The following is a 25,393-nucleotide window of genomic DNA, read 5'->3' as shown; positions in this document are numbered from 1 at the left end:
TCGTGAGGACAACGGAACGCCGGGCGCTTGTACGGGGTTGACCGCCCATCACCGGCTCAACGGTCCCTGAGAACCCGCCGTCGCATTAGATCTGGTCCGTCACCACGGTGCGCCCGGCAAACCCGCGAGCACCGTCCGGAACACCGACGGCGCGGGAGAACAAGCGAGTGGAATTCGGGATCCTGGGGCCCCTTGTGGTCCATGACGGAGCGCAGACCTGTACGGTCCCCGGCGGCAGGCAGCGGGCGCTGCTCGCGGCGCTCCTGATCCGGAACGGGCAACCGACGTCGGCGCAGTTCCTGACGGACGCCATCTGGGACGGGCACCCGCCCAGGAACGCCTCCGCCGCCCTGCGCAACTACGTGATGCGGCTGCGCAGGGCGCTCGGCGCGGCGGGTGCGCGGATCGAGACCACCGCCGGGGGCTACCGGATCAACGTCGACGCGCAGGAGTTCGACCTTCAGCGCTTCACCGCGCTGCGCGACGAGGGCATCGCCGCGCTGCGCCGACAGGACTTCGAGCGCGCCGCCGCCCGGCTGGACACCGCCCTCCAGCTGTGGCGTGGGCCCGCGTTGGCCGACATCCCCTCGGACGCGCTGCTCCGCAAGGAGGCCGGCTGGCTGGCCGAAGCCCGGCTGGACGCCGCGGAGGCGAAGCTGGAGGCACAGCTGCGGCTGGGCGGCGACGTCCGGGCGCTCGCCGCCGAGCTACAGGCACTCACCACCGAGTACCCGGAGCGGGAGCTGCTCTGGGCCCAGCTCATGACCGTGCTCTACCGCAGCGGTCGGCAGAGCGAGGCGCTGGCCGTCTACCAGCGGGTGCGGCAGACACTGATCGAGGAGATCGGCGTCGAGCCCGGCAGCGAACTGCGGGAGGTTCACCAGCGGGTCCTGCGTGGTGACCCCACCCTTGACGGGCCGACCCGGCCCCGCCCCGAGCCGATCAGCATCAACTCCGCGAGCGCCGACGCGGCAGCCGGCACAGGAGCCGATGCGGTGACCGCAGCGGGCGCGGACGCGTTCGGGCATCCGGCACCCGAGCGAACCGCGCACGGTCGACCGGCGTTCGCGGTGACACCGTGTCAGCTGCCTGCGGCGCTGCCCGAGTTCACCGGTCGTGCATGGGAGACGTCCCTGCTCACCGGCCGATTGACCGCCGGGGACCGCACCGCGCCGTTCACCGCCGTGATCTCGGGCCAGCCCGGCGTCGGCAAGAGCACGTTGGCCGGCCAGGTCGCGCACGCCACGCGGGCCGCGTTCCCCGACGGCACGCTGCACGCCGAGCTTCGTGGGACGGGCGACCGCCAGGCCCTTCCCGTCACCGTGCTCCGGACCTTCCTGATCGCGCTCGGCGTCCCCGCCGACCAGGTGCCGGTCGGACTGGAGGACCGGATCTCGCTCTACCGCTCGCTGCTGACCGGTCGCCGGGTCCTGGTGGTGCTGGACGATGCCCGCGACAGCGCCCAGGTCCGCCCGCTGCTGCCCGGCGACCCCGGCTGCGCGGCGCTGGTCACCAGCCGAAGCCGACTCGCCGACCTGGCCGGGGCACTGCCGCTCGCACTGGACGTGCCGGCGGCGGAGGAGGCCGAGCTGCTCCTGCGGCGGCTGGTCGGCACCGCACGCTTTGCAGCCGATCCGCAGGCGGCCGCCCAGGTGGTCGCCCGCTGCGGACGACTTCCGCTGGCGCTGCGGATCTGCGCGGCCCGGCTGGGCGCGCGCCCCGGCTGGAGCATGCGGCACCTCGCGGACCGGCTGGCCGACCAGCTGATGCTGTTGGACGAACTGCGGGTATGCAGCCTGGACATCAGGGCCAGTGTCCAGCCCAGCTACCGGGCCCTCGACCCCGCCGCAGCCCGGGCCTTCCGACTGCTCGCCCCGGCCACGGACGATCCCCTCTCGACCGTGCAGGCCGCCCAGGCACTACACCTTCCGCTGCCGGCTGCGGAACATCTGCTCGAACGGCTCGTCGACGCACACCTGCTGCTCACCGACGCGCCCGGCCGGTACCGCTACCCGGCCCTGCTGCGGGCCTTCGCTCGCGAGCAGGGCCGCCTGCGGCTCGGGGGAGTGCCGGCGCAGCAGGACAGGCGCGCCGCCGCCGGACGTCCGCTCACGCTCGCTGACTCGGGGTACGCGCCGGGCCACTGAGGTCTGACACGGCGTGCGGCCTGGGCGCGCGAGCTGTACATCGCGTTTTGCTCACAGAGTTGGTGACCTGACGACACCTGAGGTCTCGTTATATGCCGAGTCAGCGAGCTGAGTTACCGGCCGGCGACGGGCGTGATACGCGCCGCGTGGAGGATTCCCGTGGACTCGCGACCAGTCGGCCGCCGTACCGCCCCCAGCTCACGGAGGACCTTGGGCACGCACGCCCGTACGCGCACGAAACGCATCCGCACTCTCACTGCGCTCCTCGCGGTGGCCGCTGCGGCGGTGGGGACACCCGTCCTCTGTTGCTGACTGTCCGGCGGGGTGCTGCGAAGCCGGTCAGGTCCATCGAGCAGTACCGGTCCCCGAGTTGTGAACTCGTGGCGCTCACCGGCCCCAAGTCCTCCGCCCAGCCTCTCACCCGTCGGTGTGTCCGCCGCCGGGTCCGAGGTCAGGGCCGATCCTCTCCACCGAACCAGAAGGAACCACCCATGGCATCCGCCATCAAGACCCGCAAGACCGCAACCCGGCTGCTCACGGCCGCGGCCGTCCTGAGCGGCCTGGTGCTGAGCGCCGTACAGGCCCACGCGGCAACCGCACCGTCTCCCACCGAGGCCGTCGCCACCGTGCTGCCCGTGGTGGACATGGAGGCCACCGTCAAGGCCGCCCAGATCGACCCCCGGCGTGCCGACAGCACGCAGACCCCGGGGGCCCACGACTCGGTCCTGGCCGTCGAGCAGGCCCTGCAGGCCCGTGGCCTCCTGGACGCCCGCTGGGTCGACGGGTACTTCGGTACCACCACCGTCTCCGCCTATGCCGCGTTCCAGCGCTCGCTGGGCTACACCGGCCTGGACGCCAACGGGCTGCCCGGTGTCACCTCCCTCACCACGCTCGGGCAGGGCCGGTACACCATCACCCACCAGATCGGCGTCGGCGCGAAGCTCAAGCGCGACGGATACACCGTCAACACCCGCACCCAGAACATGCTCACCGAGGCCGAGCGCCTCGCGGGCCTCCCCTTCACCCTGGACCAGGGTTCCTACAACCCCGGCGGTGACCCGACTTCGGCGGGCACCCACGACGGTGGTGGCGTCGTGGACATCAACGTCGACGGCATGACCAGCGCCACCCGCACCGCCGTCGCCAAGGCCCTGCGCCAGGTCGGCTTCGCCGCCTGGGTCCGCAACCCCACCCAGGGCGACTGGCCGTGGCACATCCACGCCGCGGCGATCAGCGACACCGACCTGGCCACCCAGGCCCAGAACCAGACCGGCGACTACTACCTCGGCTTCAACGGCCTGGCGAACCACGCCGCCGACGACGGCCCCCGCATCGCCATCCAGACCTGGGAGGAGTACCAGCGCACCCACTGACGGCGCGCGGTACCACCCGAGCACGACATTCGAGCCGAGGGCAGTTCGCCGCCGGGTGGCGTTTGGCCCAGGCAGTCAGATGCCAGAGTGCCAACCGCCGACCGCGAGTCGTCCGGAACCTGGTCGCTGGCGGTGTCCGACTCGACGTCGTTCATCTGACGGTTTTTCAAGCTGTCTGCGGACATGGCACGCCTCCGGGAATATGGTTTGGGACCCTGTCGCACCAGGGCGGGGCCTAGGCTTTCCAACACCCTTGACACAGAGAATTGTTGAGCCATCGGGCGGAAATGGCAGACCCGGTGCTGCTGGGCGTCCGGTCACAGCACAGAGGCTAGAAGTAGCTGGATGTCACCACCCACAAAACTTGCACCGTCTTACACGGATTCACCCCAGTGCAGCTTCGGCCTCAGCGATCAGCCGTCGGGCCGTTGGCCCGCACACAGCCATCCTGGACAGCGTCCTGAACGCCTTGTCGTAGACGGCGATCTCGCCAGGAGCTGTGTCAGTGAAGGTTGCTGAGAGGGTTTCAGCAGTGACCTGCTCTTCGTCCAGCATGGTGAACGCTTCAGGGCCACATCTTCCGAGGAGCTGAGAAGGGGATCACAGCCAAGCTCACGCGGGGGAGCTTCATGACCTCGGTAAACCTCGCAAGCTGATCACGCATCGCGGCCTGGTCGCCGGACGGGTACCGGAGGACAGTCTCCTCAAGGACGATGGCGAAGCTGGTGGCGCCCTCGGTGAGCAGCGAGCCGCGTTCGAGCCTCGCGGTCACGGCATCGGCAACGTCATCCGGAGTGCCCTGGAAGTCGGTGATCGCACCCGTCAGGGCAGTGGCGTAACGAAGGGGTCTGAAGGACGCCCGGAGCGACGTTCGAGACGTAGATGCGGCACAGGCCGGTGCGCTGGAGCCTGGCCTCGAAGTCCTCGTGAGGCCGGCGCATCCCGTCCTGGTGGACCTTCTTCGACTCGGTGTACATCGAGTCGGCAGCTCGGCTCGCCGCGATGATGTCGGCCGCTTGGTCATCCGCACTGCAGGCGGAGCACCACGTCATGATGTCGGCCGGCGTCGGGGGAGTCTTGGCGCGCCCGATCCGGGAGACTTTGGAATTACTCCAAGTCACCTCCGAGGCGGTGCGCTACATGGGCAACCTGCTGCTGGAGGGGCAGAGCCAGCGGACGATCGCCACGGCGCTGGAAGTATAAGTCTTGCTCTGTCGGATCTCGGCCCGCAATCCCGGAGGCGAATACGTCGTGAACGGGGCATCCCGGCGACGGCGTCGGCCGCCCTGTGGAGCAGGTGAGAGAGCGCCGATCCGGCTACAACTCCTGGTCGCCGCGGACGACGACGACTGGGCACGGGGCATGTTGCACGCAATGCTGGCCCACCGAGCCCAGCAGTGTGCCGGCGAAGCCGCCAAGCCCGCGGTTGCCGACGACCAGGAGGTCAGCGCCACGCGCCCGTTCGAGAAGGATCTCCGCTGCGTGTCCGGACTCGACGATCTCCAGGATCTTGACAGGGGCGTCGTCCGTGGTGACCTCGGCGACGGCCTGCGCCAGCATCTTGCCGGCGACCGCTCCGAGTTCGCGGTCAACCGATGCCGGTGCCCAGCCGTAGACCGTCGGGAAGCGCCAGCACATCACTGCTTCGACCAGGGCGCCAGTCGCGGCAGCCTGTCCGAGAGCCCAGCGCAGTGCGCGTCTGGAGGGGGTTGAGCCGTCGACGCCGACGACGATCCGGTGAGGGACTGCGGTGTCCATCTCGTACCCGCTCTCGTCTCGGGAGCAATGCGGTCGCTCCTGATCCGACCGTGCACCGCAAGGTGTCGCAACTCAAGGGTCGACCGGCCCCCAGGCCGGGACCGGTTCGGCCCTCGCGACGGCCTCGTGTCTGGGCGAGCATGGGAGATGTGCGACGACGCGCCCGCCTGGGATGCACCGATGGCACAGCTCATGGCTCGCCACATCTCTCTCCGGCGTGCCGCCCAGGAGGTTGATCGCCATGACTGCTCCCGTCGGGTCGCCGGTCCGAGTAGAGGCTCGGTTGGACCTTCCGCTCTCGCGCTGGCTCTGGCTGGTGAAATGGGTTCTGGTCATCCCGCACTGGATCGTCCTGTGCTTGCTGTGGGTGGCCTTTGTCCTGCTGACCGTGGTCGCGTTCTTCGCGATCCTCTTCACCGGCCGGTACCCGCGCGGCATCTTCGACTTCAACGTGGGGGTGCTCCGTTGGTCGTGGCGGGTGTCGTACTACGCGTACGGCGGCCTCGGCACCGACCGGTACCCGCCGTTCAGCCTCCGAGAGGAGCCCGACTACCCGGCGCGGCTGGACATCGCCTACCCCGGTGTGCTCTCGCGCGGATTGGTACTGGTGAAGTGGTGGCTCCTGGCGCTGCCGCACTACCTCGTGGCCGGCTTCTTCCTGGGCGGCTTCCGTGAGGTGTGGGGCGGCGGCCTCATCGGTCTGCTCGCGCTGTACGCCGGTGTGGCGCTCGCTGTCACCGACAGGTACCCGGCCGGCATCTTCGACCTGCTCGTCGGCATGAACCGGTGGGTGCTCCGGGTTGCCGCGTACGCGGCCCTGATGACCGACACTTATCCGCCGTTCAGGCTCGACCAGGGAGGCTCGGATCCGGCTGACGGCATCCTCCTGAAGGAGCAGGCCGAGCGGTGACACCGACCGTCACCCGCCGCGACGGGCTCACCGGGGACCAAGCACAACAGCTGCTCGTGGTGCACGGGCCGAACGAGGTCGGCGCACCACCGAGCCCGCCCCTGTGGTCCCGCGTCGCCGCCCAGCTGCGCGATCCCCTGATCCTGGTGCTGCTCGTCGCGGTGGCGCTCACCGTGGCGACCGGTGACCACCCGGATGCGATCGTGATCGGGCTGGTCATCCTGGTCAACACCACCGTGGGGGTCACCCAGGAGATCCGCGCGGCCAACGCGGTGGCCGCGCTGTCCGCGCTCTCCGCCCCCGCGGCGCGGGTGCTGCGCGACGGTGAGGAGCGGGAGGTGGCGGCCGCCGCTGTGGTGCCCAGTGACGTCCTCGTTCTCGCCGAGGGGGACATCGTTCCCGCCGATGCCGAGCTGGTCGAGGCTTCGGCTCTGTTGGTGGACGAGTCGATGCTGACAGGCGAGTCGGTCCCGGTGGAGAAGGACGTGCCCGGCGACGTCGGCCTCAGCGCCGGGACGACGGTGCTGCGCGGGCGGGCGGTGGCCACCGTCACGGCCACCGGTGCGGACAGCTCTCTGGGCCGGATCGCGACCTCGCTGCATCCGCGCCCGCAGCCCACACCGTTGCAGCGCCGACTGGCCGGGCTCGGCCGGGTACTGGCGCTGGTCACTGTCGGCCTGTGTCTGGTGGTGTTCGGGCTGGGACTGGTGCGCGGCCAGGCGCTCGAGGCGATGGCGGTCACCGCGATCAGCCTCGCCGTGGCAGCGGTCCCCGAGTCGCTGCCTGCCGTGGTGACACTCGCGCTGGCGCTCGGCGCCCGCCGGATGGCTCTGCGGCATGCCGTCGTCCGAAGGCTCCCGGCCGTTGAGACGCTCGGGTCGGTCACCGTGCTGGCGACCGACAAGACCGGCACGCTGACCGAGGGCCGGATGGTGGTCGAGCGGCTCTGGGCGCCCGGATGGCAGGCGACGATCACCGGTTCGGGCTACCAACCGGTGGGGGAGGTCCACGTGGAGGGCGCAGCAGGGCTGCCGGAGGCCCAGGCTCTGTTGCGGGTGGCCGCGCTGTGCAATGACGCCATGCTGAGGCCGCCCGAGGTGGACGACGGTCAATGGACTGTCCTCGGCGACCCGACCGAGGCCGCACTGCTGGTGGCCGCAGTGAAGGCCGGCTGTGACCTCGCCGGCCTGGCCGAGGAGTATCCCCGGGTCGACGAGCTGCCCTTCGACAGCATTCGGAAGCGGATGGCAACCATGCATCGCACGCCCTCCGGGCAGCGGGAGACGTGCGTCAAGGGCGCCCCCGAAGCCGTCATCGACCCGGCCGTACTCGACGCCGACCCCGATGGGCTGGACCGGGCCCGGGAGGCTGCCGCCCGGCTGGCCGCTGACGGCTACCGGGTGCTGGCCGTCGCATCGGGGCTTCGGGAAGCCGCCGATGGTCAGGTCGAGTCCGGGCTTCGCCTGCTCGGGCTGGCCGCCTTGAGCGACCCGCCCAAGGCGGCAGCCGCCACGACAATCGCGGCTTGCCGCCGGGCCGGCATCACCCCGGTGCTGATCACGGGGGACCACCCCGCCACCGCCCGCGCGGTCGCGGACCGTATCGGCCTGTTCGAGGACGGTCAGGCGACCAGGGTGGTCACCGGCCGGGAGCTGGCCGCCGGGGCCGTCCCGGATCTGTCGCGGGTGCGGGTCTTCGCCCGTACGGATCCGCAGCAGAAGCTCGACCTGGTGGAGGCGTGGCGCGCGGGCGGTGCGGTTACCGCGATGACCGGCGACGGGGTCAATGACGGGCCGGCGCTTCAGCGGGCGGACATCGGGGTGGCGATGGGCCGGCGCGGCACCGAGGTGGCCAGGCAGGCCGCCGACCTGGTCCTGGCGGACGACGAACTCGCCACCGTGGTGGCGGCGGTGGAAGAGGGCCGCAGGGTCTACGACAACATCCGCCGCTTCCTCGTCTACGCGCTGTCCGGGGGCGCAGCAGAGATCCTGGTCATGTTGCTGGGCCCGCTCATGGGCCTGGCGCTGCCGCTGCGCGCGGGCCAGATCCTCTGGATCAACCTGCTCACCCACGGGCTGACCGGGGTAGCGGTCGGTGCCGAGCCGGTCTCCGGACACGCGATGCGACGCCCGCCCCGGCCGCCGGACGAGCATGTGTTGGGGGCCGGTCTGTGGCAGCGTGTCCTGCGCCTGGGCGTGGTGGTCACGGCGGTCGCGCTGGGTGCGGGGTTGTGGGCCGAAGGAGCCGGCCACGCCTGGCAGAGCGTTCTCTTCCTCGCCCTGCTCGCGGCCCAGCTCGGCGTGGTGCTCGGCCTGCGGGAGAGGCTGTTCACCAGGGCGAATCCGTTCCTCCCGCTGGCTGTCCTGGCCTCGGCGGGGCTCGGCGTCGCGGCGCTCTATGTGCCGTTCCTCCAGGACGTGTTGGAGACCGAGCCGCTGTCCTGGCTGGACGGCGGCGTGGTGACGGCCGCCGCAGTGGTCGCCTTCGCCGCAGCTCGAGTGGCCGGCCGACCCGGACGCCGTGCCGAGCGGCCGCGAGGGAACGGTGCGACGATCGCGAGCTGAGTCGGACCGAGTGCCGCTGTCCCGAACACCTGGTGCAGTGCGGGACGTCGATGATGGCGGCGGCGAAGGCCGGTGAGAGGGCGATGCCGCCCCGAGCAACTGTGGGTTGCTGAGGACGCCGATGGCGCGCAGCGAGACGTGTTCGGTTCGGGCCGCGAAGGCCGTGCCGATCTGGCAGGTGACGATGCCGAGCCAGGCAACGGTGGTGGCCTGTTGGTACGTCAGGTGCAGCGCGGTGCCCGCGCCGGTCGGGGCGCGTGCGCTCGTCGATGTGGGCGATCAATTGCGACTGCCGGCCCGTACTGCGCCAGTGCACCAGCCCCGCCGGCGCCCGACCAGGCCCGACCGGTCCATCGTGACCGGGGCCGCGCGGCACGGCAGGCAGCGCAGGTGGGAGGAAGCGCCCATCCGGCCCTGGCAGCAAGGGCCGACTGGTCCTGGGAGGGCCCGGAACCTTCGGCGAGGCTGGAGATCAGGGCATCCGCGCCGAACGCGAGGAGATGACCATGGACACCTGGACGCAGGACGGGCAGCGCCCGCTGCTGGTTGCCACCGGAGTCCGCAAGGTCTACCGGACGGGAACCGTCGAGGTGACGGCGCTGCGCGACCTCGACCTGACGGTGCAGGCGGGCGAGCTGGTCGGGGTGATGGGCCCCTCGGGCTCCGGTAAGACCACTCTTCTCAACTGCCTCTCCGGCCTGGACGACATCGACGCGGGCCGGGTCGAGGTGGACGGCCGCGACCTGTTCGCCATGTCGGACGCGGCACGCACCGAGCACCGAGCCCACGCGATGGGCTTCGTCTTCCAGGCCTTCAACCTGATCCCGGTCTTCTCCGCCGTCGAGAACGTCGAACTGCCGCTGCTTCTCACCGGCACGCCGCCTCGCGATGCCCGTGCCGGTGCCGTCGCGATCCTGGAGCGGGTCGGCCTCGGGAACCGGGTGGGGCACCGCCCCAGTGAGCTCTCCGGCGGTGAGCAGCAGCGCGTCACCATCGCCCGGGCGCTGGTCGCCCGGCCCGCGGTCGTCTGGGCGGACGAGCCCACCGGCAATCTCGACAGTGCCATGGCGGACCAGGTGATGGACCTACTGGCCACGCTCAACCGCGACGAGGGGCAGACCATCGTGCTGGTCACCCACGACGAGGCGATCGGCCGCCGGCTGCCCCGCCTGGTGCGGATGCGCGACGGCCGCCTGGTCTCCGACACCCGTCCCCGGCCTCCGGCCGGGGGTGCCCCCAGGGCCGAACTGGTGGGCTGACCGATGTACCCCGGCCTGCTTACCCCACTGCTCGGTATCGTCGGCGTCGCCCTGCTGACGCTGTTGCTCGTCGCCGTACGGCAACCGGTCGTCCGGCGCCTCGCGCTGCGCCAGGTCGCCCGGCGGCGTACCGAGGCGGCCCTGGTGATCGGCGGTTCCGTACTCGGCACCGCGATCATCGTCGGCGCTCTCGTCGTCGGTGACACCCTGAACTTCTCGGTCCGCCAGGAGGCGTACCGGACGCTCGGGCCGGTCGACGAGCGGATCGTCAGCACCGACACCGGAGGCCACGACGTGGCCTCCCGCCTCCAGCCGCTCGCCGCCGATCCCGATGTCGACGGGGTACTGACCGCCCAGGTGACCCAGGCCGCCGCAGTGAGCACCAGCAGTGCTGGCTCGGTTGCCGAACCGCGGGTGCTGGCCTGGCAGATGGACCTGGACGCGGCCGGCCGCTTCGGTGCGGGAGGCGGCGACTCCGGACTGCGCGGTCCGGTGCCCCCAGCCGGACAGGTCGTGCTCAACGAACCGCTCGCCCACTCGCTCGGCGTCGGCGCCGGCGAATCCATCACCCTGTATCTCTACGGCCACCCGGTCGACTACACCGTGGCGCGGGTCGTCCCGCAGCAGGGTCTCGCCGGCACCGGACTCGGCGGCCGGGTCAACCGGAACATCTTCCTGCCGCCGGGCGCACTCGACGCCGCGGGTGGCCGGGCGACGTCGGTGACCATGGTGTCCAACCGCGGCGGCGTCGAGGAGGGCGAGAAGCTCACCGACCCGGTCACCGCGAAGATCCGCGCCACGCTGGGGCCGGACAGCGCCCGTGCCGCCGTCGACACCCCCAAGCAGACCGTGCTCCAGCAGGCCCGGCAGACCGGGGACGCGCTCGGGGCGCTGTTCCTGATGATCGGCAGCTTCAGCATCATCGCTGGAGCGCTACTGCTGGTGAACATCTTCGTGATGCTGGCCGAGGAGCGGAAGGCACAGCTCGGCATGCTCCGCGCGGTCGGTCTCAAGCGTTCCCGGCTGGTCGGCTCGTTCTCCCTGGAGGGTGCCGCCTACGCGCTGGCAGCGACGGTGCCCGGGGTGGCGATCGGCCTCGGCGTCGGTTGGGGCGTGGCCGTCGTCGCGGCCCAGATATTCAAGAGCTGGTCCGTGGACGGCGGTGGCCTGGACATCGCCTTCGCGGTCACCCCCACCAGCCTGCTCAACGGCGCCGCCCTCGGCCTGGTGATCGCCCTCGCGGCGATCGTCGCCACCAGCGCCCGAATCAGCCGGTTCAACATCATCGCCGCCATCCGCGACCTCCCGGCCGACCCGGGGCACCGGACGCGACGCAGGCTGCTGGTCGTCTCCACGGTGCTCGGCCTGCTCTGCACGGTGGCCGCCGTCCCTGCCATCGCCCGTAGCCAGGCCGAGCAGACCTACCTGCTGCCCGCCCTCGCGGTCGTGCTCGCTGTGCCCGCCGCACGGCGGGTGATGCCCCGCCGGGCGGCGGACAGCCTCGCGGCCGGACTCGTCCTGCTGTGGACGCTGGTCGCCAGCGTCGTCAGGCCCGGCGTGTTCGACTCCCCGTCGATGGCGGTGTACGTCATCCTCGGCAGCCTCGCCGCGTTCTCTGCCGTCGTCCTCGTCAGTGAGAACCAGCGGACACTGGTACGCCCGCTGCGCCGCCTGATGGACCGGCCGACCCAGCAGGGCCTCGCCGCCCGGCTGGCCGCCGCCTACCCGCTGGCCAAGCGCTTCCGGACCGGGTCGACGCTGGTGATGTACACGCTCATCACCCTCGTTCTGGTCCTGCTCACCGAGATCTCCGGGATCATGAACGCCAGCGTCGACCGCGCTGTCGCGGACGCCACCGCCGGGTACACCCTGCGGCTCGACTACAACCCGCAGGCAGTCGGTGCCGACCCGCTCGCCGGCCTCGGGACTACCGCCTACGCGGGACAGATCTCCGGCGTCATCCCGCTGCTGGACGCACGCGGCCAGTCCACCGACCCCGGGCATCGCACCACGAAGGCGCTCGAGACGGCCGTCGTCGGCGTCCCCGCCGGGGCGGTCGACGCCATCACCTTCCGCGACCGGCTGCCCGGCCTGCCGGACGACGCGGCCGTGTGGACCTCGCTGGCCACCCACCCCGAGTACGTCGTCGTGGACAACTTCTTCGGCCACACCGGCGGCCCGGCCGGAAAGTACTACGTCCCCGGTGACACCCTGGCCCTGACCGATCCGGTGAGCGGTCGCACCGAGCAGAAGACCATCGCCGGCGTCCTGAACAGCGGGCTGGCCTTCTATCCCGCCACCGGCAGCAGCGCCACCGTCTACCCGCTGGTGGAGAGCCGGGCGAGCGTCACGGACCAGTTCGGCCCGCAGGCCCGGACCGCGAGCGCCCTGGTGCGCACCGGACAGGGCGCCTCGCCGGAGGAACTGGCCGGGCGGCTCCAGGGCTCCCACCTGTCGGCCAGCCTGGTCGCCACCCCGATCGCCTCCGACGTGCACCGGCTGTTCGCCGCCAACACGGCATTCTTCCGTCTCATGCAGGGCTTCCTGGCGCTCGGCCTCGGAATCGGCGTGACCGGGCTCGGCGTGGTCATGGTCCGCGCGGTCCGTGAGCGCAGGCGCACCATCGGCGTGCTGCGCGCTCTGGGCTGCCAGGCCGGTACCGTCGAGCGGTCGTTCCTGTGGGAGAGCGGGTTCATCGCGCTCGAAGGCGTGCTGCTCGGCACCGTACTGGGGGTGCTCACCACCTGGCTGATGTACCTGAAGAGCTCCGCGTTCGCCGGTCTCGAAGGCGGCTTCCCCATCGAATGGGGTCCCATCGCCACCCTGGGCGGGGCCACCCTGGCCGCCTCTCTGCTGGCCGCCGTCGGCCCCGCCCGTCACGCCGCCCGGATCAGGCCGGCGCTGGCCGTACGCCTGCCCGACTGACGAAGCCAGAGATTCACTCCGAGAGGCCCTCGCGAAGTGTTCGGGCGATCCCGTCCGCCCAGTCCTCGATCTCGGCCCAGTCGCGGTGGTCGCCGTATCGCCCTCCCATCATGCGGAAGACCAGCCGCCCGGTGATCGGCCAGTGCTCGGGTGCCACCGCACCGGCGAAGTCATGGTGGTCGACGGGGCGGAGCGCCGCCCGCAGCTCGGTCGGCAGCTCAGCCCCGCGCCTCGCCTTCAGACCGCGCAGCCGCCGGGCGACGCCAGGCCGGACGGCGCTGGTACGCCCGCCGACCAGGCTCACGCTGTACAGCCAGACCCGACAGCGGCCCAAGGTGTCGGCGTCGCGCCGGACCGACTCCACGGCCTCGGGCAGCCACTTTCCGTCGTGGACGGCGCTGCCGAGTACGACGGCGTCGAATCCGCGCGGATCCGTGGGCCGGTGCAGGGAGCCGAGGACGACTTGGTGGCCGTTGCGTCCCAGAACCGCCGCAATGCGTTCCGCGACTCCACGCGTGGAGCCATGCGCGGTCGCGTAGCCGACGAACACTTTCATGGCGTACCTCCGGGTGTGTTCGGCACTTCAAGCACAACATGCGGGTATCGGGAGTTGCGCAGTAGGGACGGTGAGTCCCCGGACCGACGGGCAACCGGCCCTGGTGCGGGCGACCCGGACGGGCAGCTCCTGGGCAGGCCGACCAGGGGCGGAGCGGGTCGGGCTCAGGTCTCGAGAGGAGGCTCTCGATGAAGAAGCAGAAGATCCTGGTCGCGTACGGAAGCAAGCACAGAGCCGCAGCGGGCATCGGCAAGGAGATCGGCCCGACGCTGCATCAGGACGGCTTCGAGGCAGCCGTCGTCCCCGCTGCGGACGCCCATGACGTGTCCGGGTACGACGCCGTGGGTTTGCGCAGCTCGCTGATCCGAGGCATCTCCGCCACCTCCCAGATATGCGGTCCACGGATGCCTGCCCTTACACAGTCTCTCGAGTCCGTGCCCGACCCGAGAGCCGAGCGTCCCCGTCCCGGGCCTGGTGAGGGCCTGTCCTGTCGGGCCGATCGACCCACCACGGAGGTCCTACCGGCCCTGTCGGTGGTGGGGCGGCGCCGCGTGTGCTGGTCGTAGGGAGGAAGCCCGCGGGTGGAGGACGATCATGCAGACCCAGACGATCCCGTATCAGCAGAGCCTGCTGCACACCAGGAGCGGCCGGACGCTCGCCGTTTCCCGGTTCGACCCGGGAGCGCTGCCGGCCGACTTGGGCCGCGTCGTGCTGGACGTTGCCTGCGAGCCGTACGACCGCACCGAGGTGTGGGCTTCACTCACGCCGACGGAGGCCAGGAAGCTGGCGGGGCTGCTGTTGCAGCAGGCCGCCGCCGTCGAAGAACCGCCGGCCGGCCGGTCGGGGCACCTGACCACTGTCGGTGTCAGCGGTGACGTCTACGCCATCACGACCCGAGGACACCTGCTGACGGTCGATCAACCCGTCTCGGAGGGCGGCACGGACACCGGACCGACGCCCGTGGAGCTGCTGGTCGCCGCACTGGCCGGTTGCATCGCCCACTACGCCGGTCGCTATCTCGACCGCCACCACATCCCGCGCGACGGGCTTCGGGTCAGCGCCGATCACACGATGGCGTCCCGCCGCCCGGCGCGGGTCGCGTCGGTCAGGCTCTCTCTGGCCGTGCCCACCCTGCCTCCCGAGCGGGCCGAGGCACTGCTCGCCGTGGTCCGGCACTGCGCGGTTCACAACACCCTCGGGCTCCCGCCCGAGGTCACAATCGTCCTGGAGCCCGAGCGATGAAGGTCGCCGAGCTGATGATCACTCCGCCGGTCACGGTGCCGCCCGAGACGACCGCGCGGCAGGCGGCGGCCCGAATGGCCGCTGAGGCGGTCGGCTGCGTCCTGGTCGCCGACGGAGGAGCCCTGTGTGGCATCGTCACCGACCGCGACCTCGTGCTGCGGGCGCTGGCCACGACCGCCGGGCCCGACACGCGAGTGTCGCAGCTGATGTCCGCGCCTGCCGTCACGGTCGAGGCCGCCCAGGACGTCGAAGTTGCCTACCGGACCTTCCGCCGCACCGGCGTACGGCGGTTGCCCGTGCTCGACGAGCACCGCCTGGTCGGCGTGCTCGCCCTCGACGACCTGCTCCTCGATGTCCTGTACCGCCTGTTCGACCTGCTGGGTCCGATCTCGTGGAGCGCGCTCCACGAGGGCGGCCCGGACGCCGACGCCCCACCGATCCGATCCCTGTGGAGGACACCATGACCAGTCAGTGGAACACCGTCGGCGAGGTCATGACCCATGCCGTCGTCGCTGTCGGCCGTGACGCGACGTTCCAGGAGATATTGGAGACGCTCCAGCGATGGAAGGTCAGCGCCGTCCCGGTGCTGGCGGGCGACGGGCGGGTGGTCGGCGTGGTCTCCGAAGCGGACCTGCTGGCGGCCGAGGACCGTCATGCGGGTCGTACCGAAGGCCTGCTCGCCGGAGGGCTGATGTCCGTGCCGGCCGTCACCGTCCACGCGGACAGCCCGACCGCCGAAGCCGCCAGGGCTATGGCCCGTGGACACTTCAAACGACTTCCGGTGGTCGACGCCGAAGACTGTCTGATCGGAATCGTCAGCCGCAGTGACCTGCTCAAGGTACACCTGCGCCCTGACGAGGACCTCGCAGACCAGGTCAGGTTCGAACTCCTGGCCGTGCTCGAGCCCCGACAGGTCTCGGGCCTCGACATCCGGGCCGAGGAGGGGCGGATCACCCTGACCGGAGTCCTTCCCGATCCCTCGGCGCTACCGGTGTTGGAACGGCTCGTCCGCGCGGTACCGGGCGTAGTCGACGCCGAGGTCAGGCTCGCCACCTCCGCGGTCTGACCAGCCGGTGGCGCTGCTCAGGCGGGCCCGCCGGAGCCGCCGGGCGGTCCGCCCCCGGTCGGCCCCACGTCGTCCGCGCCCTGTGCGGCACGGGTGGCCCGGTGGCCCATCCGACGCCGGGCCCGAGGCGGGGGCCGCGCAGCGCGGGCTCGCGCAGAATCGAAGCAGACATTCCCGGTCCGGCTTCGGTCGGTGAGGGACGACCAACCGGGAGATCGGCAAAATGCCTTGCCTCGCCGAGAAGACCGTCAAGGACCGCGTCTCGCGCCTCCTCGCCAAGCCCGGCTTCGAACGCATCCTCCAGGCTGCAGTGATCGCCGCTCAGGCCGATGAGGCCGGAAAGCATCCGGGCCGCCCGCACTGAGCCCGTCCGGACCAGCAGGTTGAGCCGATCGGCCCAAGCGCTGAGGAGAACCCGGGTGGACTGTGGTGATGAGGGCTACGGCCCTCAGGAGCACGGCCTAGGAGCTCGCGATGATGTACTGGAACGGCAACGGCACGAACGGTTGGGGCCTCGGCCTGATGAGCGTCGGCATGCTGCTCTTCCGGCGGCTGATCATCGTCGGTGTCGTCGCCCTGGCCCGCCACCCCGGCCGCCCGTCGCCGCAGCACGCCACCGGTTCGCCCACGCCTCCGCCGTGCGAGCGGTCGGCTCCCGAGCAGCTGCGCGCCGAGCGTTTCGCCCGGGGCGAGATCGACGCCGACGAGTACCGCCGACGCCCGGAAGCCCTGCGCACGGGTGCGGGCCGACCTCCGGCAGGGAGGACGTGATGATCACCATCGCCCTCGACGGCGCTGGGCTGGAGAAGCTCATCTCGGCCGCGGTCGCCGCGCCCTCGATCCACAACAGCCAGCCCTGGCACTTCCGCCTCCGCCCGGAGACTTCCATCCTCGAGGTGCGCGCCCGGAGGGAGCGCGCGGTCCCCATCACCGATCCCGAGGGCCGCGCCATGCTCATCTCCGTCGGCGCCGCCGTCCTCAACCTCCGTGTCGCCGCCCGCCACATGGGCTGGGCACCCGTCGTGCGGCTGCTGCCCGACCCCGCCGAACCGGATCTGCTGGCCGACGTAGAGCTGGATCAGCCCTCCCTTGCCACACTCCCGGCCAACGCCGAGCTCTTCGAGGCGATCTGGCACCGACACACCGTCCGCACGCCCTTTGCCGACGCGCCCGTCCCACCCGCAGTCCTCGACCGGCTGGCCGAGGCCGCCAGGGCAGAGCAGGCGGTGCTCCACCTGCCCGGCGCCGAGGAGCGGACCAGGCTGCTGGAGATCACGGCAGAGGCCGAGCGCAGCAACACCACCGATCCGGACCACCGCCGCGAGAGCCGCAGCTGGATCCAGGGCCCCGGTGCACCGCCGTACGGCATCCCGGCCACCGCACTCGGGCCGCAGGACCGCTCCGGGCATCTACCCGTGCGGGACTTCTCGGCGATCGAACCGGCCGAGCACCTACCGCCCACCGTGTTCGAGGCCGAACCGTGCATCGCCGTCCTGGCCACCGAGCACGACCGGCCTGTGGACTGGCTGCGTGCCGGACTGGCACTGGAACACGTTCTGCTGGTGGCGACCGTGCATCAGATCCGCGCCTCGCTGCTGCACCAGGCCATGGAGTGGCCCCAGCTGCGCTGGGCGACCCGGGATCCCGAACACGGGCCGGAATACGTCCAGATGCTGCTTCGGCTCGGCTACGGACCGGAAGGCGCGCCCACGCCCCGGCTGCAGGTCGGCGAGGTGCTGGACGCCGAAGGCTGAGCCGGTTCGGTCAGTCGGCCGGCAGCGGGACGTGCCAGACCAGCTCCGTTCCGCCCCCGGCGGGGGCACCGGCCTCGAAGTGGCCGCCCAGCGCAGCCGCCCGGTCGGCCAGGTTGGCCAGGCCGCTGCGCCGTCCACCCTGAGGCAGGCCGATGCCGTTGTCCTTGACGGTGAGCACCAGCTCCGCTCCGGCGTCCAGCGACACTGTGACCGTCGTCGGGCGTGCGTGCCGGGCGGCGTTGGACAGTGCCTCCTGCAGGACGACGAGGGCTTCATCCGCGACCTGGGTCGGTACGGACACGTCGAGCAGGCCGCTCATCCGCAGCTCGGGTGTGAAACCGAGAACGGTCCTGCTCCGTTCGATGAGTTCGACCAGCCGGGACCGTAGCCCTGTCGCGGCCGGGCCTGTCTCCCGGGGACGCAGGCCGAAGATGGTGGCCCGGATGGTCTTCGCAGTCTCATCCAGGTCGTCGATCGCCTGCAACACCCGGTCCATGGACTCCGGGTGCTCGATGAAACGGGTCGCACCCTGCAAGGTCATGCCAGCGGCGAAGAGGCGCTGGACGGCCAGGTCGTGCAGGTTCCTGGCGATGCGGTCACGCTCCTGCAGAAGGGCCACCTGTTCGGAGTTCCAACGCCGCTCGGCCAGCTCCATGGCGACCGCCGCCTGACCGGCGAAGCTGAGCAGCGGCTGCGACTCGTCCGCGTCGAAGAGCGGTGCGCCTTCGGCTCGCGCCACCATCAGTACCCCCCGAAGGCGATGTTCCGGCGTGCCGATCGGCACCGCGGCCGCCGGGCCGAGGCCCTCCCAGCGGGGCGGACCCGCCGTGATCCGGGGATCCTTTCGGACATCGGCGCTGACGACCAGCTCACCGGTGCGTGCGGCGGCTCCCATGAATGAGCCCTCCAGCGGGAGCACCAGGCCGCAGTGCTGGCGTTCACCCAGGCCCACCGCGATCCGTACTTCCAGTCCGCCGGAGTCGGGCAGCGGCAGCGCGACCACAGTGAGATCCGCACCCGCCACCTCGGAGGCGCGCGTGACCAGCAGGTCCAGCACCTCCTGCTCGGTACTGCCGGACAACAGGCTGCTGGTCACCTCGGCGCTCGCCGCCAGCCAGCGCTCGCGCAGCCGCGCCTGCGTGTACAACCGGGCATTTTCGATCGCCACACCGGCGGCGACGGCCAGCGTGGCAAGCACCGCCTCGTCCTCGGCGTCGAACTCGCCGCCCCCGCGCTTCTCCGTCAGGTACAGGTTGCCGAACACCTTGTCCCTGATCCGGATCGGCACGCCGAGAAAGCTGTGCATGGGCGGATGGTCGGCGGGGAACCCGTACGAGGCCTGGTGGTCGGAGATCCGGGCCAGCCGCAACGGAACGGGGTTCCGGATCAGTTCGCCCAGCAGTCCGTGACCGGACGGGAGCGGCCCGATCCGTTCCATCTGCTCGTCGGTCACGCCGACCGGGATGAACTGTGAAAGCCGCTGGTCCTCGCCGACCACGCCCAGTGCACCGTACTCGGCGTCCACCAGGCTCACCGCGGCCTCCACGATGTGCCGCAGCGCTTGGGTCAGCTCCAGGTCGCGGCCGACGGCCAGCACCGCCTCCAGCAGGCTGTGCACCCGGTCCCGGGAGCCCCTGGCGGCGTCCAGTCGCGCCTGGAGCTCGTCCAGCAGCTCGTCCAGGCGCAGCTGCGGCATCGGGGTCGGACCATCCGGTGCGCCGCCCACGGCTCCCTCCGAGTGTCGTCGGATACCCCTACCAGAGTAGTGCCGCGCCCTCGTGGCTGGCCGTCCCATGGCGGTCGTGCGCTCACGGGCTAACGCTGGAAGGAGGGCGCGACGGCCAGAACCGTCCCGCACCAGCAATTCGCGACGGGAGTGGACAGGACTCTTCCGCACCTGAACAGCCCCAGCCCCCGCGCGGGGAGGAACCACCGTGAACCGCTCAGACGACCCCACCGCAACCGCCACACCTCTCCCGGATTCCGCCGCCATCGCCCGACGCATCGCCGAACGACAGGGCCAGCTCCAACTCACCGAGGACATGCTCGCCACCCGCGCGGGCATGACCCCGACCTACCTCCGCTACCTCCTGAAAGCAGAGGCGGACTTCGACCCCGGCGGTCTGGTTCGCATCGCCCTCGCGCTGGACCTGACCTACCAGGAGCTGGTCGAAGGCCGCAGCGACCTGCCGCCAGGACAGGGCCCTGCACCGACAGTGCCCGCGCTGGTCCGCCTCACCACCCGTGAATGCTGGGACAGGGTCGGCGGAAGGGGAGTCGGCCGTATCGCACTGCCGACCGAGCCCGGTCCGACCGTCCTCCCGGTCAACTACGCCGTCGACGCCGGAAGCATCGTCTACCGCACGGACCCGGACGGCGCCGCAGCACCCGCACCAGGATCGGCGGTGTCCTTCCAGGTCGACCACATCGATGACCACCTCAGCACAGGTTGGAGCGTGCTCATCATCGGCACCGCCGAGCACATCGACAGCTCCGAGGCCATCCAGCGGCTCGAGACCGAGCACCAGATGGAACCGTGGGCCGGTGGAAGCCGACCGTTGTGGGTCCGCATACAGCCGGACACGGTCAGCGGACGCCGCATCGGCGCCATCGGCCCTGACAACCACCTGCACTGATCCAGCTGTGTCCGAGCTGTCGCCGCCCACGCCCGGGCTGCTCAGGAAGGACGTACCGAGATGTCCACCCCTGCCCGCCCCGCACCCGCCACCACCACCGCCTGGATCGTCGACCACAACGCGCCGGCCGCCGAGCACCCGCTGAGGCTGGTGGAACGCCCGCTGGCCGCGATCGATGCGCATGACCTGCTCGTCGAGATCGCCGCCTGCGGTGTCTGCCGCACCGACCTCCACCTGGCCGAGGGCGACCTCGCCCCGCACCTGCCGCACTGCACCCCTGGCCACGAGATCGTCGGACGCGTCCTGCAGGTCGGCGGTGAGCCCGGCGACTTCGAGCCCGGCGACCGGGTCGGCGCCGCCTGGCTCGCCGGCACCTGCGGCGAGTGCCGGTACTGCCGCGCCGGACAGGAGAACCTCTGCCCCCGCTCGAGCTACACCGGATGGGACCGGCACGGCGGATACGCCCGGCACGCCGTCGTCGACGCCCGGTTCGCCTACCACCTCCCCGAGGGGCCTCCGGCCGAGGAACTCGCGCCGCTGCTGTGTGCCGGCATCATCGGATTCCGGGCCCTGCAACGCGCCCAACTGCCGCCCGGCGGCCGCCTGGGAATCTACGGCTTCGGCGCCTCCGCCCACCTCACGGCCCAGCTCGCACGGTCGCGCGGTGCCACCGTCCACGTCCTCACCCGCGCGGAGGGAGCCCGTCGTCTCGCCCTCGACCTGGGTGCGGCCACCGCCCGAGGCGCGTACGACACCCCGCCGGAGCCCCTCGACGCTGCCATCCTCTTCGCTCCGGTCGGCGACCTCGTCCCCGTCGCGCTGGCCGCGCTCGATCGAGGCGGAACCCTCGCCGTGGCCGGCATCCACCTCACCGCCATACCGACCCTGGACTACCAGCAGCACCTGTTCCAGGAACGGACCTTGCGGAGCGTCACCGCGAACACCCGCGCAGACGGTCTCGCCTACCTCGCCGAAGCCACCCACGGTCGACCCGTGGTCCACGTCCGGCCTTACCCCATGGACGAGGCACCCGCGGCTCTCGCCGACCTGGCAGCCGACCGAATCACCGGTGTTGCCGTCCTCATGGCTGCCTGAGGCGGGCGCTTCCCGCGATCCGGGCGTGTCCCCGGCACGCCCTGCACACCGACTCCCGACACGCAGGCCGGCCGGGTGCCTCGACTGATCCACCCCTGACGGTCGACCCGGGGCGACAAGGTGAAGACCGCCGCCGACACTGATCCTTACCACCGGACGGGAGTACCACTCGATGACACGCCACGACCGGCTCACCCCTCACCCTGAGACGCACACCGCCTCCCGGGCCGGCTGGCTGCGTGCCGCCGTCCTCGGCGCCAATGACGGTCTGGTCTCCATCGCCAGCCTCATGGTCGGCTTGGCCGCCGGCGGGGTGAGCACGTCCACCGTGGCCACCGGCGGACTGGCAGGCCTGTCGGCAGGGGCAATGTCCATGGCCGCCGGCGAGTACGTCTCCGTCAGCTCCCAGGTTGACGTCGAGGCCGCCGACCGCGCCAAGGAGGCCAACGAACTCGCCGAAGCCCCCGAAGCCGAACTCGCCGAACTCACCGCCATCTACGAAAGCCGCGGCGTCCCTCGCGAGCTGGCCTGCCAAGTCGCAGAGGCCCTGCACGAAGCCGACCCGCTCAAGGCCCACCTGCGCGACGAACTCGGCCAGAGCGAACACACCGCCGCCCACCCCCTCCAGGCCGCCCTCGCCTCCGCCGCCAGCTTCCTGGTCGGCGGACTCGTTCCTTTCCTCGGGCTCCTCGCCTCCTCCGACTCTGCCCGCCTCTGGCTGACGGTCGCCGTCACCCTCTGCGGCCTCGCCCTCGCCGGCGTGCTCGCCGCACGCGCGGCCGGCACCACCATGCTGCGCCCCGCCGCACGCGTGGTCATCGGCGGCGGTCTCGCGATGGCTGTCACGGCCGCCGTCGGCGAACTTGCCCACGTCTCCGGGGTCTGAGCACCACCGGCGGCGGAATCGACGTCTGGGCGCTGCGGACCTGACAGCTCGTCCGTCGGTACTGAGCCGGCCCGGTATCCGAGAGCTTGTGCACCAGTCGCGGGCTCGCGCACGCGATCGACGAGGCACGCGCCTGACCGTCGCGGTGACTGTCGACTGCCGGGCCAGCCAAGGCTCACGGCTCTGCCTGAGGTTCGGGATCGCCGCGTGCGACAACAACTGGGCAGTACGCATGAAAGACGCAGTGCTGCCCAGAGGGCTGCGGGCAGACCCTGACTGTCCAGCGCGCGCAGTCTGCCGTGCGCCGGTCGGCCGCTTCTTCGCCCATCCGGCCCCACGGGCCTGGGTAGGTGGACCGATCGGCCCTGCCCTGGGCTCTTCTCGGCGACGGACGATGGGAGCGGAGGCACGAGATGATCGCACGCAGGCGCCTTCCCGCCCGACATCCGACCGGGCGGGCCAAGCCAGGGCCGCCGCCGGACCCGCCGAAGCCCGCGAAGCCCGCACCGGAATCGCCGCCGGGCTGGCGGCGCTGGCTCCTGCCGGTCGCCATCGCCGTGACCATGGTGTTCGTGCTGTTGTCCCGGATCCCGTCCGGCACGGGGACGCGGTACCCCTACACGGACTTCACCGGCAGGGTGGACGCGGGCCAGGTCAAGACGGTCGAGATCACCGACAAGGGCGCCGTCAGCGGCACCCTCAAGGACGGCACGAAGTTCACCACGCAGATCCCGACCGCGCTGGACAGCAGTGGGCTCACCCGGCAGTTGCAGTCCCAGCACGTCGAGATCACGGCGAAGACCACTGTCGGCAGCTCGGCGCTGACCACCCTGCTCGTCTTCCTGCCGCTGATCGTCCTCGTTGGGTTCTTCCTCTGGTCGGGGCGGATGGCGACGAGAGCCATGAGCGGCGGCCTCAGTGCGGTCGGACGGTCCCGGGCGAAGATCATTGAGGCGGAGCGGCCGAACACCCGTTTCGCCGACGTCGCCGGCTACGAGGGTGTGAAGCAGGAGGTCAGCGAGGTCGTCGACTTCCTGCGCAGCCCCGAGCGGTACGCCGCAGCCGGTGCCAAAGGACCGCGTGGTGTGATCATGGTCGGCCCTCCGGGCACCGGGAAGACGCTGTTGGCCCGGGCGGTCGCCGGGGAGGCGGAAGTGCCGTTCCTGTCGGTGACCGGGTCCGCGTTCGTCGAGATGTTCGTCGGGGTCGGGGCCTCGCGGGTGCGCGACCTGTTCGAGGAGGCGCGCAAGCGGGCCCCGTCGATCATCTTCATCGACGAGATCGACGCCGTCGGCGCCCGGCGCGGCGGCGGTGCCAGGCTCGGTGGGAACGACGAGCGCGAGCAGACCCTCAACCAACTGCTCGCCGAGATGGACGGCTTCGACCAGTCCACCGGCATCGTCGTGCTCGCCGCCACCAACCGCCCCGACTCCCTCGACCCTGCCCTCCTGCGGCCCGGCCGCTTCGACCGGCAGGTCACCGTGCCGCTGCCGAACCAGGCCGAGCGCTCCGCGATCCTCGCCGTCCACGCGCACGGCAAGACTCTTGCCGGCGACGTCGACCTGGACCGTGTCGCCCGGGGCACCCCGGGCTTCTCGGGGGCCGACCTGGCCAACCTCGTGAACGAGGCCGCCATCAACGCCGTACGGGCCGAGCGCACCGTGCTCACCGCAGACGACCTCGACAGCGCCCGCGACCGGGTCCTGCTCGGGCGCCGGGAGTCCTCGAACGCCCTGCTCCCGGAGGAACGCCGCGCGGTCGCCGTGCACGAGTCCGGACACGCCCTGATGGCGGCCCTGTGCGAGCACGCCGACCCGGTCGCCAAGGTCACCATCCTGCCCGCCGGTGTGACACTCGGCGCCACCGAACAGCTCCCGGAGGCCGAGCGGCACCTCTACAGCCAGGGCTACCTGGAGGACCTGCTGGCCGTCCAGCTCGGCGGCCGGGCTGCGGAACTGATCGTCTTCGGCGAGGGCTCCAGCGGCGCCGCCAACGACCTCGCCAACGCCACCGTCGTCGCCACCCGGATGGTCCGCGAGTTCGGCCTCTCCGGCGCTCTCGGGCCTGTCGGCTACGCGTCCGGCGGCACCCCCCAGTACCTCGGCGAGAACCTGGAGGACCGGCTGCGCCGTCCCTACTCCGAGCAGACCCAACGCCTGGTCGACGAAGAGGTGGCGCGCCTGCTGCGGCAGGCCGAGAAGCGGGCGGTGGACCTCCTGCGCGGCCACCGCCGCCACCTCGACGACCTCGCCGCGCTGCTGATGACGCAGGAGACGGTGGACGGAAGGGTCGTGCTCGCCATCATCGGCGCGCCGCCCCCGCCCGCACTGATCCGTACGTCGCCGGGACGTTCCCCCGCTCCCGAACGGGACGCGCCGGCACCCGCCGGGCGCGGCGGGGTCGGCATCGGTCGGACGCACGAGGGGTCCGGCGCGCAGGAATGAGCGGTCGCGGTCCGCCGTGGCCCGCGCCGGCGTCGGCGCCGGACCGTCCGGCACGGGCCCGGCCTGCGGTCGCACGCTGTCGTGCTGTGTGGAGGGTGGGAGTCCGGGAAGGGGGCGCTCTGCCGGAGGTACCGCGTGTCAGATGCTCGGATCACCGACCTGTACGAGGTGACGACGGCGCATTCGTACCTGGCGGAGGGAATGACCGCTTCGGCGACGTTCCTGCGGAAGTTGCCGCCGGGCCGCGGGTTCCTCGTCGCGGCGGGCTTGGACCCGCACGGGCGCAGGTGGCGCCGAGACGACGCATGAAGCGATCGACCTGTTGAGGGGGCGGCTCGAACCGGCTGGAGCACTCGACGCGGTGGCGCGGTAGGCCGCCGGTGGACCCTTTCGAGTGGCGCGGCCACGACGGGTTCGATTGCCCAGGTGCTGATGTGCGTGAAGACGCGGCGTGCGGTTGGGGCTGATCGGCGTCGGGATTGGGGGCGTTCGGCCCCTGGTGCCCGGATGCAAGGTGCATAGGCTGGGAAATGGCCTGCAGGGCGAGCGAGGGAGTTCGGCCGGAACGGCCTTGGGCGGTGACTGCGCTGGCCGGGGCTGATCTCGACGGCCGGGCTGAGAGGCCGGAGGGTGGTCGGCGAGACCCCGAAGGCGACCTCCATCACCTGATCCGGGCAATGCCGGCGTAGGGAGCCCACCTTGCAGGTTCCGCCATGGGGAAGGGAAGGTCCGCGTCGGCCGCAGACCATCTGCTGGGCCGACGCGGACCGCAGATGAC

At 71.4% G+C, this 25,393-nt stretch carries 22 protein-coding genes and 1 pseudogene; 18 read left to right on the top strand and 5 right to left on the bottom strand.

Features of this window, described 5'->3' with window-relative positions:
• Nucleotides 1-194 precede the first annotated feature (194 nt).
• Nucleotides 195-2,147, top strand: a complete 1,953-nt coding sequence (locus tag ACKUU6_RS02495) for an AfsR/SARP family transcriptional regulator (protein WP_407986738.1) — start codon at nucleotides 195-197, stop codon at nucleotides 2,145-2,147.
• 491 nt (nucleotides 2,148-2,638) lie between these two features.
• Nucleotides 2,639-3,520, top strand: a complete 882-nt coding sequence (locus ACKUU6_RS02490) for a peptidoglycan-binding protein (protein ID WP_407986737.1) — start codon at nucleotides 2,639-2,641, stop codon at nucleotides 3,518-3,520.
• A 384-nt stretch (nucleotides 3,521-3,904) separates the two neighbouring features.
• Here the strand turns inward: ACKUU6_RS02490 and ACKUU6_RS02485 are convergent, their stop codons facing one another.
• Together ACKUU6_RS02485 and ACKUU6_RS02480 are read right to left on the bottom strand one after the other, a co-directional pair.
• Nucleotides 3,905-4,075, bottom strand: coding sequence for a hypothetical protein (locus ACKUU6_RS02485; RefSeq protein ID WP_407986736.1), 171 nt, complete (start codon nucleotides 4,073-4,075; stop codon nucleotides 3,905-3,907).
• A gap of 10 nt (nucleotides 4,076-4,085) precedes the next feature.
• Nucleotides 4,086-4,544 (bottom strand): Scr1 family TA system antitoxin-like transcriptional regulator, encoded by a 459-nt coding sequence (locus tag ACKUU6_RS02480; RefSeq protein ID WP_407986735.1) that lies wholly within the window; start codon nucleotides 4,542-4,544, stop codon nucleotides 4,086-4,088.
• Between ACKUU6_RS02480 and ACKUU6_RS02475 the strand changes: the two genes are divergently transcribed.
• The gene (locus tag ACKUU6_RS02475; RefSeq protein ID WP_407992300.1) at nucleotides 4,490-4,723 is read left to right on the top strand and encodes a hypothetical protein; all 234 of its coding nucleotides are present in this window, start codon (nucleotides 4,490-4,492) and stop codon (nucleotides 4,721-4,723) included. The two genes, ACKUU6_RS02480 and ACKUU6_RS02475, sit on opposite strands and share 55 nt — an antisense overlap.
• A gap of 114 nt (nucleotides 4,724-4,837) precedes the next feature.
• Here ACKUU6_RS02475 and ACKUU6_RS02470 read toward each other — a convergent pair whose 3' ends face one another.
• Entirely contained in the window at nucleotides 4,838-5,278 is a 441-nt protein-coding gene (locus ACKUU6_RS02470; RefSeq protein WP_407986734.1) for a universal stress protein, read from the bottom strand.
• A 241-nt stretch (nucleotides 5,279-5,519) separates the two neighbouring features.
• Here ACKUU6_RS02470 and ACKUU6_RS02465 point away from each other — a divergent pair, with 241 nt between their 5' ends.
• From ACKUU6_RS02465 to ACKUU6_RS02450, 4 genes are all read left to right on the top strand, one after another.
• Nucleotides 5,520-6,188, top strand: coding sequence for a DUF4389 domain-containing protein (locus ACKUU6_RS02465; RefSeq protein ID WP_407986733.1), 669 nt, complete (start codon nucleotides 5,520-5,522; stop codon nucleotides 6,186-6,188).
• Nucleotides 6,185-8,752 carry a cation-translocating P-type ATPase gene (locus ACKUU6_RS02460; RefSeq protein ID WP_407986732.1) on the top strand — a complete coding sequence of 856 codons (2,568 nt, stop codon included), beginning with the start codon at nucleotides 6,185-6,187 and terminating at the stop codon, nucleotides 8,750-8,752. Before ACKUU6_RS02465 ends, ACKUU6_RS02460 begins: the two co-directional genes overlap by 4 nt.
• Nucleotides 8,753-9,258: 506 nt before the next feature.
• The gene (locus ACKUU6_RS02455) at nucleotides 9,259-10,011 is read left to right on the top strand and encodes an ABC transporter ATP-binding protein (protein ID WP_407986730.1); all 753 of its coding nucleotides are present in this window, start codon (nucleotides 9,259-9,261) and stop codon (nucleotides 10,009-10,011) included.
• A gap of 3 nt (nucleotides 10,012-10,014) precedes the next feature.
• Complete coding sequence (locus ACKUU6_RS02450; protein ID WP_407986729.1) at nucleotides 10,015-12,936, top strand: ABC transporter permease; 2,922 nt, start codon at nucleotides 10,015-10,017, stop codon at nucleotides 12,934-12,936.
• A gap of 13 nt (nucleotides 12,937-12,949) precedes the next feature.
• On the opposite strand, the gene ACKUU6_RS02445 is transcribed toward ACKUU6_RS02450, so the two are convergent.
• Nucleotides 12,950-13,492, bottom strand: a complete 543-nt coding sequence (locus tag ACKUU6_RS02445) for a flavodoxin domain-containing protein (protein WP_407986728.1) — start codon at nucleotides 13,490-13,492, stop codon at nucleotides 12,950-12,952.
• A 188-nt stretch (nucleotides 13,493-13,680) separates the two neighbouring features.
• On the opposite strand from ACKUU6_RS02445, the gene ACKUU6_RS02440 reads away from it, so the two are divergent.
• The 7 genes and pseudogenes from ACKUU6_RS02440 to ACKUU6_RS02410 all read left to right on the top strand — a co-directional run bounded on the left by ACKUU6_RS02440 (nucleotide 13,681) and on the right by ACKUU6_RS02410 (nucleotide 17,554).
• A complete protein-coding gene (locus ACKUU6_RS02440) occupies nucleotides 13,681-14,058 on the top strand; it encodes a hypothetical protein (RefSeq protein WP_407986726.1) in 378 nt (125 codons plus the stop codon).
• Between the two features lie 28 nt (nucleotides 14,059-14,086).
• Nucleotides 14,087-14,734, top strand: coding sequence for an OsmC family protein (locus ACKUU6_RS02435; protein ID WP_407986725.1), 648 nt, complete (start codon nucleotides 14,087-14,089; stop codon nucleotides 14,732-14,734).
• A complete protein-coding gene (locus tag ACKUU6_RS02430) occupies nucleotides 14,731-15,198 on the top strand; it encodes a CBS domain-containing protein (protein WP_407986724.1) in 468 nt (155 codons plus the stop codon). Before ACKUU6_RS02435 ends, ACKUU6_RS02430 begins: the two co-directional genes overlap by 4 nt.
• Nucleotides 15,195-15,800, top strand: coding sequence for a CBS domain-containing protein (locus tag ACKUU6_RS02425; RefSeq protein WP_407986723.1), 606 nt, complete (start codon nucleotides 15,195-15,197; stop codon nucleotides 15,798-15,800). The genes ACKUU6_RS02430 and ACKUU6_RS02425 overlap by 4 nt, the downstream gene beginning before the upstream one ends.
• A gap of 196 nt (nucleotides 15,801-15,996) precedes the next feature.
• Nucleotides 15,997-16,164 (top strand): annotated as a pseudogene (locus tag ACKUU6_RS02420) (DNA-binding response regulator); the annotation flags it as partial.
• Between the two features lie 110 nt (nucleotides 16,165-16,274).
• The gene (locus ACKUU6_RS02415) at nucleotides 16,275-16,571 is read left to right on the top strand and encodes an SHOCT domain-containing protein (RefSeq protein WP_407986722.1); all 297 of its coding nucleotides are present in this window, start codon (nucleotides 16,275-16,277) and stop codon (nucleotides 16,569-16,571) included.
• Nucleotides 16,571-17,554 carry an Acg family FMN-binding oxidoreductase gene (locus ACKUU6_RS02410; RefSeq protein ID WP_407986721.1) on the top strand — a complete coding sequence of 328 codons (984 nt, stop codon included), beginning with the start codon at nucleotides 16,571-16,573 and terminating at the stop codon, nucleotides 17,552-17,554. The genes ACKUU6_RS02415 and ACKUU6_RS02410 overlap by 1 nt, the downstream gene beginning before the upstream one ends.
• Before the next feature lie 10 nt (nucleotides 17,555-17,564).
• Here ACKUU6_RS02410 and ACKUU6_RS02405 read toward each other — a convergent pair whose 3' ends face one another.
• A complete protein-coding gene (locus tag ACKUU6_RS02405; protein ID WP_407986720.1) occupies nucleotides 17,565-19,250 on the bottom strand; it encodes a GAF domain-containing sensor histidine kinase in 1,686 nt (561 codons plus the stop codon).
• A 238-nt stretch (nucleotides 19,251-19,488) separates the two neighbouring features.
• Here ACKUU6_RS02405 and ACKUU6_RS02400 point away from each other — a divergent pair, with 238 nt between their 5' ends.
• The 4 genes from ACKUU6_RS02400 (at nucleotide 19,489) to ftsH (ending at nucleotide 24,615) form a co-directional block, all read left to right on the top strand.
• The gene (locus ACKUU6_RS02400; RefSeq protein WP_407986719.1) at nucleotides 19,489-20,190 is read left to right on the top strand and encodes a helix-turn-helix domain-containing protein; all 702 of its coding nucleotides are present in this window, start codon (nucleotides 19,489-19,491) and stop codon (nucleotides 20,188-20,190) included.
• Nucleotides 20,191-20,250: 60 nt separating this feature from the next.
• Nucleotides 20,251-21,285: a zinc-binding alcohol dehydrogenase family protein gene (locus ACKUU6_RS02395; RefSeq protein ID WP_407986718.1), complete on the top strand. Its 1,035-nt coding sequence runs from the start codon at nucleotides 20,251-20,253 to the stop codon at nucleotides 21,283-21,285.
• A gap of 172 nt (nucleotides 21,286-21,457) precedes the next feature.
• Nucleotides 21,458-22,171, top strand: coding sequence for a VIT1/CCC1 transporter family protein (locus tag ACKUU6_RS02390; protein ID WP_407986717.1), 714 nt, complete (start codon nucleotides 21,458-21,460; stop codon nucleotides 22,169-22,171).
• Between the two features lie 413 nt (nucleotides 22,172-22,584).
• Nucleotides 22,585-24,615, top strand: coding sequence for an ATP-dependent zinc metalloprotease FtsH (gene ftsH / locus ACKUU6_RS02385; protein ID WP_407986716.1), 2,031 nt, complete (start codon nucleotides 22,585-22,587; stop codon nucleotides 24,613-24,615).
• The last annotated feature ends 778 nt before the right edge of the window (nucleotides 24,616-25,393 follow it).

Source organism: Kitasatospora sp. CMC57 (genome assembly GCF_045866025.2).
Taxonomy (GTDB): Bacteria; Actinomycetota; Actinomycetes; order Streptomycetales; family Streptomycetaceae; genus Kitasatospora.
Note: the sequence above shows the minus strand (reverse complement) of the source record. Positions and strands in the feature narration are given on the sequence as shown.